At 59.0% G+C, this 16,446-nt stretch carries 16 protein-coding genes and 1 pseudogene; 3 read left to right on the top strand and 14 right to left on the bottom strand.

Features of this window, described 5'->3' with window-relative positions; translation table 11 throughout:
* Window positions 1-63: 63 nt before the first annotated feature.
* A pseudogene (gene ilvA / locus PMI37_RS07315) lies at window positions 64-1,059 on the top strand (threonine ammonia-lyase, biosynthetic); the annotation flags it as partial.
* Window positions 1,060-1,089: 30 nt separating this feature from the next.
* Here the strand turns inward: ilvA and PMI37_RS07310 are convergent.
* On the bottom strand, window positions 1,090-1,395 hold the full coding sequence (locus tag PMI37_RS07310; RefSeq protein WP_008079542.1) for an NIPSNAP family protein: 306 nt from the start codon (window positions 1,393-1,395) through the stop codon (window positions 1,090-1,092).
* Window positions 1,396-1,416: 21 nt separating this feature from the next.
* Window positions 1,417-1,902, bottom strand: a complete 486-nt coding sequence (gene eco, locus PMI37_RS07305) for a serine protease inhibitor ecotin (protein ID WP_008079540.1) — start codon at window positions 1,900-1,902, stop codon at window positions 1,417-1,419.
* Window positions 1,903-2,270: 368 nt separating this feature from the next.
* Between eco and PMI37_RS07300 the strand changes: the two genes are divergently transcribed.
* Complete coding sequence (locus PMI37_RS07300; protein WP_008079538.1) at window positions 2,271-2,540, top strand: DUF1652 domain-containing protein; 270 nt, start codon at window positions 2,271-2,273, stop codon at window positions 2,538-2,540.
* Here the strand turns inward: PMI37_RS07300 and PMI37_RS07295 are convergent.
* The 6 genes from PMI37_RS07295 to PMI37_RS07270 all read right to left on the bottom strand — a co-directional run bounded on the left by PMI37_RS07295 (window position 2,537) and on the right by PMI37_RS07270 (window position 7,852).
* Window positions 2,537-2,935, bottom strand: coding sequence for a hypothetical protein (locus tag PMI37_RS07295; RefSeq protein ID WP_008079537.1), 399 nt, complete (start codon window positions 2,933-2,935; stop codon window positions 2,537-2,539). The genes PMI37_RS07300 and PMI37_RS07295 overlap by 4 nt on opposite strands.
* 90 nt (window positions 2,936-3,025) lie before the next feature.
* On the bottom strand, window positions 3,026-3,295 hold the full coding sequence (locus tag PMI37_RS07290; RefSeq protein ID WP_008079534.1) for a DUF2790 domain-containing protein: 270 nt from the start codon (window positions 3,293-3,295) through the stop codon (window positions 3,026-3,028).
* A gap of 225 nt (window positions 3,296-3,520) precedes the next feature.
* Window positions 3,521-4,069 (bottom strand): hypothetical protein, encoded by a 549-nt coding sequence (locus PMI37_RS31820; protein ID WP_008079533.1) that lies wholly within the window; start codon window positions 4,067-4,069, stop codon window positions 3,521-3,523.
* Between the two features lie 34 nt (window positions 4,070-4,103).
* The gene (locus PMI37_RS07280) at window positions 4,104-4,766 is read right to left on the bottom strand and encodes a YcxB family protein (RefSeq protein WP_008079532.1); all 663 of its coding nucleotides are present in this window, start codon (window positions 4,764-4,766) and stop codon (window positions 4,104-4,106) included.
* 68 nt (window positions 4,767-4,834) lie between these two features.
* Entirely contained in the window at window positions 4,835-5,671 is an 837-nt protein-coding gene (locus tag PMI37_RS07275) for a hypothetical protein (protein ID WP_008079531.1), read from the bottom strand.
* 183 nt (window positions 5,672-5,854) lie between these two features.
* Window positions 5,855-7,852 (bottom strand): type VI secretion system Vgr family protein, encoded by a 1,998-nt coding sequence (locus PMI37_RS07270; protein WP_008079530.1) that lies wholly within the window; start codon window positions 7,850-7,852, stop codon window positions 5,855-5,857.
* 374 nt (window positions 7,853-8,226) lie between these two features.
* On the opposite strand from PMI37_RS07270, the gene PMI37_RS07265 reads away from it, so the two are divergent.
* Window positions 8,227-9,528, top strand: a complete 1,302-nt coding sequence (locus PMI37_RS07265) for an OprD family porin (RefSeq protein ID WP_008079529.1) — start codon at window positions 8,227-8,229, stop codon at window positions 9,526-9,528.
* 153 nt (window positions 9,529-9,681) lie between these two features.
* Here the strand turns inward: PMI37_RS07265 and PMI37_RS07260 are convergent, their stop codons facing one another.
* The 6 genes from PMI37_RS07260 to PMI37_RS07235 all read right to left on the bottom strand — a co-directional run bounded on the left by PMI37_RS07260 (window position 9,682) and on the right by PMI37_RS07235 (window position 16,445).
* On the bottom strand, window positions 9,682-10,302 hold the full coding sequence (locus PMI37_RS07260; protein WP_008079528.1) for a transglycosylase SLT domain-containing protein: 621 nt from the start codon (window positions 10,300-10,302) through the stop codon (window positions 9,682-9,684).
* Between the two features lie 45 nt (window positions 10,303-10,347).
* Window positions 10,348-11,286: a carbohydrate kinase family protein gene (locus PMI37_RS07255; protein WP_008079526.1), complete on the bottom strand. Its 939-nt coding sequence runs from the start codon at window positions 11,284-11,286 to the stop codon at window positions 10,348-10,350.
* Between the two features lie 13 nt (window positions 11,287-11,299).
* Window positions 11,300-12,796, bottom strand: coding sequence for a xylulokinase (gene xylB / locus PMI37_RS07250; RefSeq protein ID WP_008079524.1), 1,497 nt, complete (start codon window positions 12,794-12,796; stop codon window positions 11,300-11,302).
* A 126-nt stretch (window positions 12,797-12,922) separates the two neighbouring features.
* Window positions 12,923-14,398 (bottom strand): mannitol dehydrogenase family protein, encoded by a 1,476-nt coding sequence (locus PMI37_RS07245; protein ID WP_008079522.1) that lies wholly within the window; start codon window positions 14,396-14,398, stop codon window positions 12,923-12,925.
* A gap of 19 nt (window positions 14,399-14,417) precedes the next feature.
* The gene (locus tag PMI37_RS07240) at window positions 14,418-15,521 is read right to left on the bottom strand and encodes an ABC transporter ATP-binding protein (RefSeq protein ID WP_008079512.1); all 1,104 of its coding nucleotides are present in this window, start codon (window positions 15,519-15,521) and stop codon (window positions 14,418-14,420) included.
* 93 nt (window positions 15,522-15,614) lie between these two features.
* Entirely contained in the window at window positions 15,615-16,445 is an 831-nt protein-coding gene (locus PMI37_RS07235; protein WP_003225143.1) for a carbohydrate ABC transporter permease, read from the bottom strand.
* Between the last annotated feature and the right edge of the window lies 1 nt (window position 16,446).

Raw genomic sequence — 16,446 nt, 5'->3', positions numbered from 1 at the left:
TTTTAAAGATCAAGATCAAAAGATCGCAGCCTGCGGCAGCTCCTACAGGGGGTTATCAAGGAGATGAAGATGACGTATACCGACGATCAGCAAGCCCTGCTTGAGCAATACGTGAAGAAGATTCTTGCCGCGCCCGTTTATGACCTGGCCGTGCGTACGCCGTTGCAGGCTGCGCCGGCGCTGTCCGAAGCGTTGGGCAACCGCATCCTGCTCAAGCGCGAAGATCTGCAGCCGACGTTCTCTTTCAAAATCCGTGGCGCCTACAACAAACTGGTGCAATTGAGCGATGCGCAGAAAGCGCGCGGGGTGATCACCGCGTCTGCCGGCAATCACGCGCAAGGCGTGGCGCTGGCGGCGCGCGAGCTCGGAATTGCCGCGACTATCGTCATGCCGAAGTCGACGCCGGAACTGAAAGTGCTTGGCGTGCGAAGTCGTGGCGCCGAAGCGCTGCTGCACGGTGAGAGTTTTCCGTTTGCACTGGCTCATGCACTGCAACTTGCCGAGCAGACCGGGCGCACCTTTGTTTCACCGTTCGATGATCCGCACGTGATCGCCGGGCAAGGCACCGTCGCCATGGAAATCCTCCGCCAGCACCAGGGCGCACTGGACGCGATCTTTATTCCGGTCGGCGGTGGCGGGTTGATCGCGGGCATCGCGGCCTATATCAAATACCTGCGCCCGGACGTGCGGATCATCGGCGTCGAATCCGAACACTCTGCATGCCTGCAAGCCGCCCTGCACGCAGGAGAACGGGTCGTCCTGCCCAATGTCGGCACTTTCGCCGATGGTGTGGCGGTGGCGCAGATCGGTGAGTTCGGCTTTGAGGTTTGCCGGTTTTGTGTCGACGAAGTCATCACCGTCAGCAACGATGAACTGTGCGCAGCGATAAAGAACATCTACGACGACACCCGCTCGATCACCGAGCCTTCCGGTGCCTTGGCCGTGGCCGGGATCAAGCAGTTCGTGGCGCGCACGGGAGTCCGCGAGCAAACCTTCGTCGCCATCGATTCCGGTGCGAACATCAATTTCGACAGTTTGCGGCATGTCGCCGAGCGCGCGGCGGCGTGCAGCGTCCCGGCGTGATGTCGGTCAGGCCAGCAACGGGCGCAGGAATGTGCGCTCGTAGCTGACAATGAACTTCTTCTCGACCAGCGTCGCCACCAGCGCCGTGCTCTCCGGGTCGGTCATGGCGATATGCCGATAGCTTTCGTAATCGGCCAGCGAGGGAAAGCTGAACAGGCAGTAAGCGATGTTGCTGGCGCCTTCCGATGGCAGAAAATAGCCGTGATGGCTGCCGCCCAGGCGCTCGACAATTCCGAGCCAGGCCTTGGCGTAAGCCTCGAATTCGGTCAACTGGTAAGGATCAATGACATATCTGACGTGGCAGGTAATCAACAGCGGCGCTCCTTGTTCTGATTATTCCTGAAGGGCTGTTCCGGTTTTGTCCGAGGCCGACCAGATGCGGTAGCGCACTTCGACATTGGATGGGGCATAGACCACGACCGGCAGTTTGCTGTTGTAGCGCAGCATGAAGCCATCACCGACAACCGGTACGAACGCGCGTTTTTTCTTCGAGCCGGGAGGGCAGGCCATCATCGTGCTCGTCGGACCGATGACATTCTCAAGGCGATAAAACGGGTAACCCCAGCCTTGCAGGCTCTTTTCATCGAGAATCCCGTCCAGTTTCTGGCGGTTGCAATCCACTTCGAGGGTTTTACCCGCGAGGATCTCGACCCGGAAGTTTTCTTCCTGCGCCTGTTTGGGTAAGTGTATGACCTGGCGGGTGAAGCCGGCTTCGGCTTTCGGGTACGGGGCCACGTCTTCAAGTTTGGCGGCGTGGGCGAACGTGGACAGATTTGCGATAACGAGCCCGGTGGTCGCGTAAATGCGTAAAGAACCCATGGAAGCCTCCTGGCGGGTGTAGGGTGATTGACAGGCATTCTTACTGTCACAGGCAGCGAATGCAAACCGGCAACAGATTGCAAAATGCAACGTACCCTCCAGCCATTCCGGCATTTTGCAACTGGCAAAACGCTGGCCATCGCGCCAAGTCATTGATTTTTCGAGGGTCAAAATGAGCCGATGAAAGGCACGTTTTATGCGTCTTTTCAGTGCGGCGCACCGGGTTTGGGCGCCTACACTCCAATGGGCATTTCGCAGTACCACCGTTTGCCGCACCAGGGAAACAGCGGGGACACACCCGTGCAGGAGCAGCAAAAGGTCAGCGTGAATACTTGATTGGCAATCGCACAGTAAGGAGAGGGTTCGCCATGTTTCTGTCTGCCTTGGAACTTCGTAACATCATTGAAAGCAGTTTTCTGCCAAAACGCTGCCAGTGCACCTTGTCGCCCGACTTGTCGATGACCGTCAAAGTGTTTGGCGATCATCAGACCGATCAGGTCGATTTGTTGGTCAGTGGCATCGACGCCAGCCACCTCAATGGCTGTCGTGAAATCAATGAACTGATCGCAGGGCTGCGCTCGGACTTGAAGGAACAAGCTACGCCACACCACTACAGCCCACGCTCCAGAGCCGTTTAACGCACCGTTTCACTCAGTTCGACCGTCACGCGCCGGGCCTGCACGAAACCGAGGCCCAGCGCGAACTCGACCAGCACCGCGAGCAAAATCCCGGGGCCGGCGTGGCCGTTCAGCCATTCTCCGAAACCGAGCACTGCCAAACCAAAACAGCCGACCATAAAACCGTTGCTCAGCGCACTTCGTGTCGATGACGGCGGCGCATTGCGTACCAGGAAAAACATCACCCCCAGCGCCGCGAACAACATGGCGCTGCGCCGCGCGACAAACCCGGCTCCGTCGGAATATTCAATGCTCCAGATCGCCAACAACAGTTCGGGGAAAAAGCCCCAGACCAGCGCGAGCACACAACACAACGAAGCAGTGATCCCAGACAACGTGCGAAACGACAACTGCATGGCGAGTCCTTTGCGGCAGTGAGGAGGACCCCGAGCATAACCTCCGGAGCACGCCAAGCCTACCGCAAACCCGCAAATCAGAGCTTTCCGTCAGTTTTGATAACTGCACGCGTCAGACAATTTCCGATAGCTGATTTCCTCAGGCTTACCGTTGTTGTCGATGTATTTCATGTCTGCGGTAATCACCTTGCAATCCATTGTGGGTGGCTCGGTCAACGACACCACTTTCGCGACGTGCAGCGGCATGCCGTACTGATAAGGCACGGCTTTCGAGGTGGCGGACGTGTCATTGGCCTGGGCCAGCCCGGCGAAGGCTGTGCAGGCGAGGGCGGCGGTGAGCAGGAAGGGACGAATGTTCATCAAAGGACTCCCGAGCAACGGAAAGAAGTTCGGCGTGACGCGGGCCGAACCTGCCGCACTGGGCGTCGGCCAAAACGGTCGAGGGCGTGCGGTTCAGTAGAGTTTTCGACCACGGCGTTAAGCGATGGTTAACCCGGCTGAACGCCGGCTGTCAGGGAATGGGAGTTTTTTTGAGGAGTAGGGCCGATTCTTTGTAAAACCTTCATTTGTATCGAGCGAGAGTCGTTAGAGTTTTAAAGTCACCAGCGTTTCATTCTTCACGTGTGAATGAACGGGGAACTCATCCGTTTCCTGATAGCGGTCATTGGGGCCATAGATCAGGTATTTGTGCGAACTCTCATGACCCACGTTCGCAAAAATCACTTGAGGTCCTTGCTCCGTCAGCCAGATCCATCCCGGACGGTTTCTTTCAGCGAATTCGATTCGCCCGATCTTGTGATCGACAACATCCAGATAGAACAGCACCCCTTGCAGGTAATTCGAGGTGAATTCACCCGAGACCAGCAGCACACGCGAACCCTCTTTCAGTGGCACACATCGCGACTGCACGTTACTCCCTCGAGAAGCATCCGCGTCTTCGTACAGGAAACCCGCTGCATCTGGCAGGCGCACCCGGTACACATCAGTACCCGAAAGGGGATGCCCGCGAAGCAGCGAAATCACGCTTAGGCTGTCACCCAACTGACAACTGAGCTGAGTCGTAAACCGAGGTTCAGTGGCCAGGGCGTGAGAGCTCAGGATGGTGACCAACAAGCCCAGGAGGATTTTTCTCACGGGGACATTCTCGAGTGTGTTTCGAGCGGGCTGTTCATGACTGAACCGAAACTGGCACCCGGCTCAAAAACAGCGTCAGACCTTGCTGATAAAGCTCCGCGTCCATCGCATCGCTGTGCCTGGGGATGTGATAGGCCTTGCCCTTGCTGTCCAGTTTGGCGCAGGCAACGGAGTAAAAGTCGGGCGTGACTTTGAGTCGCACGATCTGCGCCCAGGCCAGGCTGGCTTTGGCGCTCTTGCCTTTGGTATTGATCAGGGTGAAACCCTGTTCGTCGAGTTGCAGGCGATAATTTCCCTCAGACGCCTTGAGCTGCGTGCGTAACTTCATTTCGATCAGGCGCTGACTCGCACGACGAAAAGGCGCACGCGGCTTCGCACGGTTGTCAGCGATGCGTTTGCGCAAAGGGGTTAACAGGCGATCGGAGTAAAACCACCAGCTCCCCGTAAAAACCACGGCGAACAGCACCATGGCGATTAAAGTCTGTGCGCTGAGCACGCGCGCGGGGAAATAGATCGCCAGCAAGCCACTGGCTAGCCCCAGGAAAAACAGCAGCGGCGCGAGCAAGCGGTCTTGCAACCGCTGCATATGACCCAACAGCCGCGCCTGCAGCTGATCATCCTTGAGCAGCTCCTGCTCAAGCAGTGCGCCGATCCGCATCCGCGTGTGTTCTGGGGTGATGCTGAACTGCAATTCCATGGTGCTGAATCCGACGTCCGTGTTTGATAGGCGAGAAGCTTATGCGGTTGTGTTTCGCCAGACAGGCGTTACTCGGTGCAGTTTGGATAAACGGAGCACTCGCGTCCGTTGATTTTGAATTTTTTGAACACCGGCGGTTTCTGGCATCTTTCGGAGGTTGCGCTGCCTTGACACGGTTTCCATCCCTGGGTGGTTTTAATCCACCGATTGTCCATGCTCGGTACTTCATCTTCTGATAGGCGGTAAGTAAAACTGATCTCGCTGTTTTTAAGCGTTGAGCGTTGAACGGCTCCGCCCGGTTTACCGCGTTCGTAATAGTCGGCGGGCACGTTCCAATTTGAATCCGCCGCACTGCACGATAATATTTTTGAAATGCCGTCATCTTCGATTCTTGCAACGCTGAGCTGGAACATCCAGGTGCACAGGCCTCTGAACTCAGCGGTTCCAGGCGCAGAAGGGGTCACACCACCCGACGCTGTTCCCCCTCTGACAGATATTCCGCCGACATCCCCACCGATATCCAGGGAAGATGGGCCATAACGGCCGTCGATGGCCACGGCTACCCGCGTTAACGCCAGGGTGCATCCAGCGATGTGATAGCTCAAAGGGATTTTGAAACGGGTCGTTTGCGCCCTGTCTTTTACATCAACGCTATCGGTTTTTTGATGCCGTCTTGGTTGTGTGCTGCCCAGGCCTGGCACATAAACGTCGCAGTTCTGGCCGGACTCCGGCGAATACTGCGATTTGAACGTCAGTTCGAAGTTGGCAGGTGAATTCGCAATCAAGGTGAAAGTGTCGGCCCCGTAGTCGCCGGTCATGCTGTCAGCCGAGCTGCAGGCACCGATCAAAGGGAACGTCAGCCACAGTAATGATTTCATCCTGGATGAGCGCGCGAATGTGCGCATTTTTTATTTCCTCGGGAGGCGTTTACCACTGATGGGTGAACGCTTGTCTTGCGGTATGCAAAAGGCCTGGGGAGTCAGCCACGACTCCCCTCTGACGGGTAAACCATTCGCTCTGCCAGCGGTCGAGGGCCTGGCCCAAGCTGTGGCTCCCAGCCCGCTTTTGCGACGGGCTTCGCAGATCGGTTAGCGCGCTTTGGCCGGCAGGATTTGCGCAACGGCGGGGACGAGCAGGGCACCGGCCTTGTCTGTTGCCGCGGCCAAGGGGATGACCGGTGGCAGGATGGCAATGCCTGTGCCGGCGCCCGGGCCGCCGCCCGAGTTGACCTTGACCTCGGCGCCGCTGATGGTCACGCCACCGGCATCGACTTTGACAAAACTGCCGCCAGCCTTGGCCGTAAGCTCCATGCCGCCCTCGACCACAACCTTGTCACCCGCGTGGTAGTGAATCTCGGTCCCGGCTTCAACGAATTGCGCAGTCCCGACTTTCACATGCTGGGTCACGCCCACGGTGAGGTGGTCGTCAGCGCGCATTTCACTGATGCGATCCAGGTGCGTAATCCGGTGTTCTTCAACCTTGAATTCGCTCAGGGTGTTGGCTTCGACGGTGTCATGGCGTTCGTTGCCGACGCGGATTTTCTGGTCGTGCTCGATGTTCTCGTCCCAATCGCGCTGGGCGTGGATGTAGATCTGCTCGATGCCTTTCTTGTCTTCGATGCGAAACTCGTTGTAGCCCTTGCCGCCCGGTGAACTGAGGGTCTTGAAGGTGCTGCGGGTCTTGTTCGCCGGCAGGTCGTAGGGGACGACGTTTTCCTTGTGGTACAGGCAGCCGGTGACCAGCGGTTGATCGGGATCGCCTTCAAGGAAGGTAACGAGGACTTCCATGCCGATGCGCGGGATGGCGATGCCGCCGTAGGCACTGCCGGCCCAACCGCTGGCGACGCGCATCCAGCAGGTGGTCTTGTCGTCGGCCTGGCCGTCGCGGTCCCAGTGGAATTGCACTTTGATGCGGCCGTACTGATCGCAGTGGATTTCTTCGCCGGACGGGCCAGTGACGACGGCGGTCTGGCTACCGAGCACTTTTGGTTTTGGATGCTCAAGGGCCGGGCGGTAGTGCGCGTCCCACGGCGTGGCGAGGAAGCTGTTGCGGTAGCCCTGATGGAAATCACTTTTGTTGTCGGTGACGTCGCTGGTGACGTTTTCGCCGAGCACTTGCGGCTGTTTACCTTCGTGAAAGACTTCCAGCAGCAACCACAGCTCATTCCATTCAGCGCGCGGATGTTCGGCCAGCGTGAGGAAATGGCCGCTGGTGAACGTCGGCTCGTCACCTTTGCCTTCGGCGAGTTTGTAGTCGCTGCGATGGCGTTCCAGCGCACGGGTCGAGAGGAACTTGCCGCGCTCGCGGGTGGTGAAGCGGCCGGGGTAGTCGTAGTCCTCCAGGTCCGGGGAGAACTCGGATTTGGCCGCGCCTTCGGGCAGCAGCTTCGGTTTTTCGAAATCGTAGTCGCGGCGGCTGACGCGGCTGGTGCGGGTTTCCAGGCGCAGGTTGAAGCGCTTGACCACCGGTTTGTCGGCGCTCATGCCGGAGTCTTGCTGGTAACTCACGGCTTTGAGTTTGCGGAACACCGTCTGGTCGTCGCCGAACACCAGTTTGTGGCCGCTGCTGCTGTGCTGGAAGTGGAAGTGGATACCTTCCTCTTCACACAGGCGCTGGATGAAGTGCAGGTCGGATTCGTCGTATTGCACGCAGTATTCGCGTTCCGGGTATTCGGCACTGAGCTGGAAGCTGTAGGCGTCGGCCAGAATGCCGCGATCTTCCAGAACCTGGGCAATGATCTTCGGCACGGTGAGCTGCTGGAAAATCTGCTGATCGTGGTTGTGCTGCAGATAGGCCAGTTGCGGCACCAGGCTGATGCTGTAACGGGTCAGGGTCTTGCCGGAATCGCCTTGCTCGATGCGATACACCAAACCGTGGATCTTGCCTTCGCCGGTGGCGCCGAAGGTCAGGAACCCGGGTTTGTGCAGCAGTTCTTCGAGTTTCAGGTCGGGGCGCGCGCTGACCAGTTCGAGGTCGAAACGGAACGGTTCGTTGAGGGCTTCGCGACCGGTGAAGCTGAGGACTTGCAGGTCGGCGTTGGCGCCTTCAAGCGTGAGGGTGATGTGGGTTGCGTTGGCGTCCAGCATGCCTTGAATTCCGTCCATTGAATAAGCAGGGGACGGATGATGGAGGATTAAACCGCCTCGTTCAAGGCGCAAATGCCGTATGCGTGGTCCCTCAAGGTCATAGGGAAAACCCTTAGGTGAGGGTTTTCACCCAATGAAATCGGGCGATTCAAGGTCGTTGTGAGTGATGGCGACGTGGAATTATTCGACCACCCGCTAAAGAATCGTCAGTCAGTTTCAGACTAAAGTCGCCTGTGGCCCGTCAAAGCCATCTGCCATCATTGCCGCTCACCCCTGCGTGTTCACTTCTTCCCGGCTCATCCTCGACCCGGGACGGGAGCTATTTTTCTGGCTTATTGCGCCTTTGCGCAAACGCTGCAATGTTGGAGTTTTTCATGCGTCCCCCATTTCCCCTCATCACCCCGCGCCAGTCGTTTGGCTTCGGAGCTGTTGTGCTGTGCGCCGGTTTTGCCGCGCAGGTTCAGGCCAGCGGTTTTCTCGAAGACACCACGGCGAAAATCGAATCGCGCACGGTGTATTTCAACCGCGATTTCCGTGATGGGCACACCTCGAACGACCAAGGCGCGTCCAAGCGTGAAGAGTCGGCTCAGGGTTTTATTCTCAACCTGCAATCGGGCTACACCGAAGGCACGGTCGGTTTTGGTCTCGATGCATTGGGCATGCTCGGTTTTCAACTCGATTCCAGCCCGGACCGCAGCAACAGCGGTTTGCTGCCCTCCAGCGGCAGCGATCCGCGCGGCTCGAAAGGCCAGTACGCAAAAATGGGGTTGACCGCCAAGGTCAAGGTCTCGGACACCGTATTGAAATACGGCGCGCTGCTGCCGGACCTGCCGTTGCTGAAGTACAACGACGGTCGTTTGCTGCCGACGATGTTCAACGGCGCCATGCTCACCTCGAAAGAGCTGAAAGACCTGACCTTCATGGCCGCGCGCCTGGACAAGTACACCGCGCGGGACTCCACCGATTCGCAAGACATCCGCGTGCATTGCAAGAACAAGCGCTACGCGTGCAACACCACCGCCGATCATTTCGACATGTACGGTTTCGATTACAAGATCAATGATCGCCTGACCGCGCAGTATCACTACGCCGAACTGGAAGATATTTATCGTCAGCACTTCGTTGGCCTGTTGGGCAATCAAGCGCTGGCTGGCGGTGTGCTGAAAGCGGATCTGCGTGTGCTGAAGAGTGCCGACAGCGGCGATGCCAAGGCGGGGTCCATCGATAACCGTGCATTGAGCGGCATGCTGTCCTACGCGCACAGCGGGCATACCTTCAGCGCCGGTTGGCAGCGCATGAACGGCGACAACTCGATGCCGTACCTCGATGGCAGCAATCCGTATCTGGTCAACTATGTGCAGGTCAACGACTTCGCCGCGGCGCAGGAACGTTCCTGGCAGTTGCGTTACGACTATGACTTCAAGGCTATTGGCATTAACGGTTTGAGCTTCCTGACCCGTTACGTCAACGGTGACCACATCAAGGTGTTGGGCAGCGATCAGGAAGGCAAAGAGTGGGAACGTGACAGCGAGTTGAAATACGTGATTCAGGCCGGCACGTTCAAGGACGTCAGTTTGCGTCTGCGCAATGCGACGTATCGGACCAACTACGAGAAGTTCGCCCGGGATGTCGATGAGACGCGGTTGATCGTCAGCTACAACTTTTCGGTGTTGTAAGGTCAGTCATTTCAGCGTCTGCTCGACTGCCATCGCTGGCAAGCCAGCTCCCACAAGGATCTTCAGTGAACGCAGATTCTGTGTACCGCAGAAATCCCTGAGGGAGCGGGCTTGCCCGCGATGGCGTCCCTGAATGGACCGCGGCTGTATGGCTTACAGCCAATGCCAGAAGCGGCTCCAGAACCCTCGGTTCAGGTCGTCCTTGCAGCCGGCATATTGCTGGGCGTACAGGTCCGAGCGATTCTGCACTTTGCGCGCCGTTGGCATCAGCCAGGCTTTGCTCGCATAAGTCTTGTTGCGATAACCGCCCCAGCCCTCGTGGTAGTTGAGGTACTGGTTGTACGCGTCGTATTTGTAGACGCCATTGATGGTGGTGGTCTTGTCCATGTACCAGCCGACAAAGTCGATGGCGTCATCGAAGTCTTCACGGTCGGCACCATGTCGGCCGGTGCTTTTCTGGTAGTCGGACCAGACTTCGTCCTTGGCCTGAGCGTAGCCCGAAGCCGTGGTCACCCGGCCCCATGGAATCACCCAGAGCAAGTATTTACGTGGGGTCTTGGCGTCGTAGCGATAGCCGGACTCTTGATACATGATCGCGAAGGGCACCTGAATCGGCACCCCCCAGCGTTTTTGCGTGACCTGTGCGGCGTCGTACCAATCGCTTTTTTCCCGGAAAATGTCGCAGAGGTTTTCCGGCGAGCGCGGCGGCGAAGTACCGCAACCGGTCAATAGCGTTGCCAGTGTCAAAAGTCCAAGCGTCTGCCTGCAGTTCAAAAGCCGTTATCCCGTCGTGCGCAAAAAGGCCGACATTCTACGCGCTCAGGACAATTGGTGACGATAGGGCAAATCCGGACCGGTCTTGCTGCAGGTCAGCGCAGCGGCTTGCACGGCGAACTTGAGCATTGTCTCGATCTGTTCGCGAGCCAGTTGCTGCACGCCTTGCACCGAATCCAGACCCTGCTCGGTCAGCCAGGTGATCAGCGCGGCCTGGAAGGTATCGCCGGCGCCGACGGTATCGGCAATCGTCACTGAGCAGGCCGGTACCGACCAGGAACCGTGAGTGCGGCTGAACACCGTTGCGCCTTCAGCGCCACGGGTCAGGAAAACGATCTGGCAGCGATGCTCCAGCCAGCCCTCGATCACGCGCTGCGGATCGGCCTCGGGGTAGAGCAGGCTCAAGTCTTCGTCACTGACTTTGATCAGGTCTGCCAGCTGCACCAGCGTGGCAATGCGTTCGCGCCACAGGTCGATATTCGGTTGCGGGTTGAGGCGCACGTTCGGGTCGAGGCTGATCAGGCGTTTGCCGCTTTCGCGTTGAACCAGGGCCAACAACGTGTCGCCGATCGGTTGCACCACCAGTGAAAACGAACCGATATGCAAGCCACGCACTTCGGGGCCGAGGGTGGGCAAATGCGCCATGCTCAACTGCCGATCGGCGCAACCTTCGCCACGGAAACTGTAATGCGGCGAGCCGTTGGCACCCACCGCGACCATCGCGAGCGTGGTCGGCGCGGCGAAATCCACAAGGTAGTCAGGCCGTACGCCTTCCTCCTGCAGCACCTGCTGCAAACGGCGGCCGAGGTAGTCCGTCGACAGTCCACCGAACAGCGCTGAATCCACGCCCAGCCGGCGCAGGCCAACGGCGACGTTGAACGGCGAACCGCCGGCAATCGCCTTGAAATTCACTTTCGAGGCCAGACCGCTGGCATCGTCTTCACTGAAGAAATCAAACAGGGCTTCGCCACACACCAGGTACATAGTTGTTTGCTCTTTATAGGGTTGCGACATGCTGTTGATAGCGTTCATAAGCCTGCTGGAACGCCGCGACATTGGCGGCAATCGGCAGGGTTTCACTGCTCAGGTCGAGTGTCACGCAACGCTGGCACAGATCCGCCAGCGTGTCTTCGTGACCGTTCGACCAGGATTTGCACCACGCGGCCTGAATCGCCGCGCCTAAGGCTGCGGCCTCACTTTGCTCGGTGCAGATGACCGGGGTGTTCATGATGTCGGCGACGATCTGCCGCCACACCGCACTTTTCGAACCGCCGCCAATCAGGCAAATGCTGCGGCTTTGTAAACCATTCTGGCGCAGTAAATCCAGCCCGTAGCGCAAACCGAAGGTGGTGCCTTCGACAGCGGCGCGGCACAGATTGGCCTGGGTAAGATTGTTCAGGGTCAGGCCATGCAGGCTGCCGGTGGCGTGGGGCAGGGCGGGAACCCGTTCGCCGTTGAAGAATGGCAGCAGGCTCACGCCGTCGGCGCCGATCGGGGATTGTGCGACGAGGTCGTTGAACTGCTGCAGATCGAGGTTGAACAGTTCGCGAATCGCACCGGTGGCGTTGGTCAGGTTCATCGTGCAGATCAGCGGCAACCAGCCACCGCTGGACGAACAGAACGTCGCGACTGCGGCGTCCGGGCTGACTTTCGGTACGTCGGAGTAGGCGTAAACGGTGCCTGAAGATCCGAGGCTCATGGTGATCGCGCCAGGCTGGATATTGCCGGTGCCAATGGCGCCCATCATATTGTCGCCGCCGCCGCTGGAGACCAGCGCTTCAGGGTTGATGCCGAGGTGTTCGGCAATCGCCGGCAGAATTTTGCCCACGGCTTCATGTGCATCGATCAGCTCAGGCAATGCCGCTTGCAGGCGCCCGCTGGCGTCGATGTCGCGCAGCAATTGCAAGTCCCACTGACGGCTGCGCACGTTGAAGTAGCCGGAGCCGGAGGCGTCACCGTATTCGCTGCAGGCACGGCCGGTCAGCCAGAAATTCAGGTAGTCGTGGGGGAGCAGGATTCGAGCGATGCGCGAGAAAACGGCGGGGTGCTGTTCTTTGGTCCACAACAGTTTGGACACGGTATAGCCCGGCGCGATGACCACGCCCAAGCGCTCCAGTGAACCTTTTTCGCCGCCGAGATGTTTGAGCAGGCGATCGTTTTCTGCCGTGGATTCGGTGTCGCACCAGAGTTTCGCCGGGCGCAGCACTTCACCCTGATCGTCGAGCAATACCAGGCCGTGTTGCTGGCCGGAAACGCCGACGCCGAGGATCTCCTCGCCGTCGACGTTGGCGGCGAGTAATGCGCGGCGAGTGGAGAGGGTGAAGGCGTCGAGCCATTGCCGGGTGTCCTGCTCGCGACGACCATTGGCGCCGCTGATCATCGTGTGTGCAGCAGCGCCCTGGCCGAGGACTTGCCCGCTGCCGGCGTTAAGGATGATCGCCTTGGTGCCTTGGGTGCCGCAGTCGATGCCGAGGAAAAGTTGTCGGGTTGTCATGAGGACTCCACAAGTCGCTCGTTCCCACGCTCTGCGTGGGAATGCCTCAATGGACGCTCTGCGTCCGCTGTTGAATGGGGACGCGGTGCGTCCCGGGCTGCATTCCCACGCAGAGCGTGGGAACGATCAGGCTGCCAGTATTTTTTCCAGCGTTCGCGTCACACCCTCTTCGCGCAAGCTGTTGCAGCACCACTCAAACGCCGCCACAAACGCCGTCGAACGCGGGATCGCTGTGCCGAATATCTCCTCAACCGCCAACAACCGCTCAGTGATCAACGCATCATCCGCCACCAGCGCCTGGCAAAACGTCGCCCGTGGATCAGGAATCGAATAGGTATCACCGTTCTCATCCACTCCCTTCAAATACAACGCCCATGCCGCGACCACCAGCGCCGCACGCTTGGTTTCCTGGCCATCGGCAATCAACCGGTTGATCGTCGGAATGGTGAACTTGGGAAACTTCGACGAGCCATCCGAACACACCCGCTCCAGCTGGTCGGCAATCGCCTGATTGGAAAAACGCGCGACCAACGTGTCCTTGTACTCGGTCAAATCAATGCCCGGCACCGGCGCCAGTTGCGGGGTCACGTCCAGGTCCATGTAGGCACGCATATACCGTACAAACAGCGGGTCGTTCATGGTCTCGTGAACAAACCGGTAACCCTTCAAAAAGCCCAGATACGTCAGTGCCAGATGACTGCCGTTGAGCAGTTTGATTTTCATCTCCTCGTACGGAGAGACGTCGTCGGTGAACTGCACGCCAACCTTTTCCCAGGCCGGCCGGCCGTTGACGAATTTATCCTCCAGCACCCATTGCACAAACGGCTCGCAGACCACCGGCCAGGCATCGTCGACCCCGTGTTTGTCGGCCAGTTGCAGGCGATGTGCGGTGCTGGTCATCGGCGTGATGCGGTCGACCATGGCGTTGGGGAAACTGACGTTGGCGTCGATCCAGCTGCACAGATTGCTATTGCGCAGCGTGGCAAATGCCAGCAACGCCTTGCGGGTCACCGCGCCGTTGTGCGGCAAGTTATCGCAAGACATCACGGTAAAGGCCTGGATGCCCGCCGCGCGGCGTTTTTCCAGGGCGGCACACAAAAAGCCGAACACGGTTTTCGGCGCGTCAGGGTGGGCGAGGTCATGCTGAATCTGCGGCAGGTGCGCCATGAATTCGCCGTTGCTGTCATCGATGCAGTAACCGCCCTCGGTGATGGTCAGCGAGACAATGCGGATCTGCGGGTCGGCGAGTTTGTCGATCAGTGCCTGAGCACCGTCTTCGGCCAGCAACATGTCGCGAATCGCGCCGATCACGCGCACTTCGGTGTCGTCGCTGTCACCCAGTTCGAACAGGGTGAACAGGTAGTCCTGTTCCTTGAGATCGTCGCGGGCGCGGCGATCTTCTGCGCGCAGGCCAACGCCGCAGATCGCCCAGTCCAGCGCTTCGCCGGTGTTCATCAGCGCATCGGTGTAATACGCCTGATGCGCGCGGTGAAAACCGCCGACGCCGATGTGCGCGATGCCCTGACGAGTGTCGCCGAGGCGGTAAGCCGGCAGCTTTACTTCGCTCGCCAGGCCGTGGAGATTCTGTTGATTGAGTTTCATTGGGCAAGTCTCTCGAAAATCAGGCCGCAGCACGCAGCGGGCGTGTCAGCGCTACGCCATCGGCATCGAATAAATGGCAGTGGGCTGCGTCCAGATGCAGGCTCAGTTGCTCGCCGTACCGGCTGGCCAGATCACCGCGCACGCGCATGGTCAGCGCTTCGCCGGCAGTGGTGATGACGTGGCAAAAGGTGTCGCTGCCGAGGCGCTCACTGACATCGGCGGTGACTTGCAGGGTGCAGTCGCCGGCTTGCGCCAGTTCCAGATGCTCGGGGCGAATGCCAAGGGTCACGGCGCTGCCGACACTGAGATTGGCGGCGTTGAAGGGCAGGGTGACGCGCGTGCCGGCGTCCAGCGAGACTTCGCAGCTCTGGGCATCGACGCGGGCAATCTTGCCTTTGAGGAAGCCCATTTTCGGCGTGCCGAGAAATCCGGCGACGAACAGATTGGCCGGTTGGTGATACAGATCCAGCGGCGAGCCGACCTGTTCGATCTTGCCGCCATTGAGCACCACGACTTTGTCGGCCATGGTCATCGCTTCGACCTGATCGTGGGTCACGTAAATCATCGTCGCTTGCAGGTCTTTGTGCAGGCGCAGCAGTTCCAGACGCATCTGCACGCGCAGCGCCGCGTCGAGGTTGGACAGCGGTTCGTCGAACAGGAAGATTTTCGGATTGCGCACAATGGCGCGGCCGATCGCCACACGCTGGCGCTGGCCACCGGAGAGCTGTTTCGGTTTGCGTTCAAGCATTGGGCCGAGTTCAAGAATGCGCGCGGCTTCGCCGACTTTTTTCTCGACTTCGGCTTTCGGTACGCCGGCCAGGTCGAGGGCAAACGACATGTTCTTTTTCACGGTCATGTGCGGGTACAGCGCGTAAGTCTGGAACACCATCGCCAGGTCACGCTTGGCCGGGCTGACTTCGGTGATGTCGCGGCCATCGAGTTCGATGGTGCCGCCGCTGACTTCTTCAAGGCCGGCGATCAGTCGCAGCAGGGTGGACTTGCCGCAGCCGGACGGGCCGACGAAGACCACGAATTCCTTGTCGTTCACTTCCAGGTCGATGCCTTTGATGATGGAGAAGCCTTCGAAGCCTTTTTGCAGATTCTTGATTTTCAGGTTGGCCATGATGATGGGCCTCCGCGTTGTTGTTTTTTTAAGATCAAAAGATCGCAGCCTGCGGCAGCTCCTACAGGGGCGGTATCTTTTGCTTGGCAATGTTCATTTCACGGCGCCGAAGGACAGGCCACGCACCAGTTGTTTCTGGCTGATCCAGCCGAAGATCAGGATCGGCGCGCAGGCCAGGGTCGACACCGCCGACAACTTGGCCCAGAACAACCCTTCGGGGCTCGAATACGAGGCGATCAACGCGGTCAGTGGCGCGGCTTTCGAGGAGGTCAGGTTCAGCGACCAGAACGCCTCGTTCCAGCACAGAATCAGCGACAGCAGCACGGTCGAGGCGAGGCCGCCCTTGGCGATCGGCAGCAGCACGCGAACCATTTCCTGCCACAACGTGGCGCCGTCGAGGCGGGCGGCTTCGAGGATGTCTTTGGGGATGTCCTTGAAGTAGGTGTAAATCATCCAGACCACGATCGGCAGGTTGATCAGCGTGTAAATCACGATCAGCGCGATGCGTGTGTCGAGCAGACCGAAGCTCTTGGCCAGCAGGTAGATCGGCATCAGCACGCCCACCGGCGGCAGCATCTTGGTCGAGAGCATCCACAGCAGCGTGCCTTTGGTGCGCTGGGTTTCATAGAACGCCATCGAGTAAGCCGCCGGCACCGCGATCAGCAGGCACAACGCGGTGGCGCTGAAGGAAATCACCACCGAGTTCCAGGCGAAACTGAAGTAGTCGCTGCGCTCGTTGATGTGCAGGTAGTTCTCAAGCGTCGGCGTGAAGATGAACTGCGGCGGCGTGGCGAACGCGTCGATTTCGGTTTTGAAACTGGTCATCACCATCCAGAAGATCGGGAAGAAAATCACGATCGCGATGGCCCAGGCCAGGGTGCCGAGCAGCAGGCTTTGCAGCCGGCGGGATTGTTGGAGAGTCATG

The sequence above is a fragment of the Pseudomonas sp. GM80 genome, from assembly GCF_000282515.1.
Lineage (GTDB): Bacteria > Pseudomonadota > Gammaproteobacteria > Pseudomonadales > Pseudomonadaceae > Aquipseudomonas.
This window is presented reverse-complemented; position numbering and strand designations above follow the sequence as displayed.

Coding starts and splice junctions, on each gene's coding strand:
- eco (WP_008079540.1), bottom strand. CDS start 1,902: ATGGGTTCTTTACGCATTTACGCGACCACCGGGCTCGTTATCGCAAAT.
- PMI37_RS07300 (WP_008079538.1), top strand. CDS start 2,271: ATGTTTCTGTCTGCCTTGGAACTTCGTAACATCATTGAAAGCAGTTTT.
- PMI37_RS07295 (WP_008079537.1), bottom strand. CDS start 2,935: ATGCAGTTGTCGTTTCGCACGTTGTCTGGGATCACTGCTTCGTTGTGT.
- PMI37_RS07290 (WP_008079534.1), bottom strand. CDS start 3,295: ATGAACATTCGTCCCTTCCTGCTCACCGCCGCCCTCGCCTGCACAGCC.
- PMI37_RS07280 (WP_008079532.1), bottom strand. CDS start 4,766: ATGGAATTGCAGTTCAGCATCACCCCAGAACACACGCGGATGCGGATC.
- PMI37_RS07275 (WP_008079531.1), bottom strand. CDS start 5,671: ATGCGCACATTCGCGCGCTCATCCAGGATGAAATCATTACTGTGGCTG.
- PMI37_RS07270 (WP_008079530.1), bottom strand. CDS start 7,852: ATGCTGGACGCCAACGCAACCCACATCACCCTCACGCTTGAAGGCGCC.
- PMI37_RS07265 (WP_008079529.1), top strand. CDS start 8,227: ATGCGTCCCCCATTTCCCCTCATCACCCCGCGCCAGTCGTTTGGCTTC.
- PMI37_RS07255 (WP_008079526.1), bottom strand. CDS start 11,286: ATGTACCTGGTGTGTGGCGAAGCCCTGTTTGATTTCTTCAGTGAAGAC.
- xylB (WP_008079524.1), bottom strand. CDS start 12,796: ATGACAACCCGACAACTTTTCCTCGGCATCGACTGCGGCACCCAAGGC.
- PMI37_RS07245 (WP_008079522.1), bottom strand. CDS start 14,398: ATGAAACTCAATCAACAGAATCTCCACGGCCTGGCGAGCGAAGTAAAG.
- PMI37_RS07240 (WP_008079512.1), bottom strand. CDS start 15,521: ATGGCCAACCTGAAAATCAAGAATCTGCAAAAAGGCTTCGAAGGCTTC.
- PMI37_RS07235 (WP_003225143.1), bottom strand. CDS start 16,445: ATGACTCTCCAACAATCCCGCCGGCTGCAAAGCCTGCTGCTCGGCACC.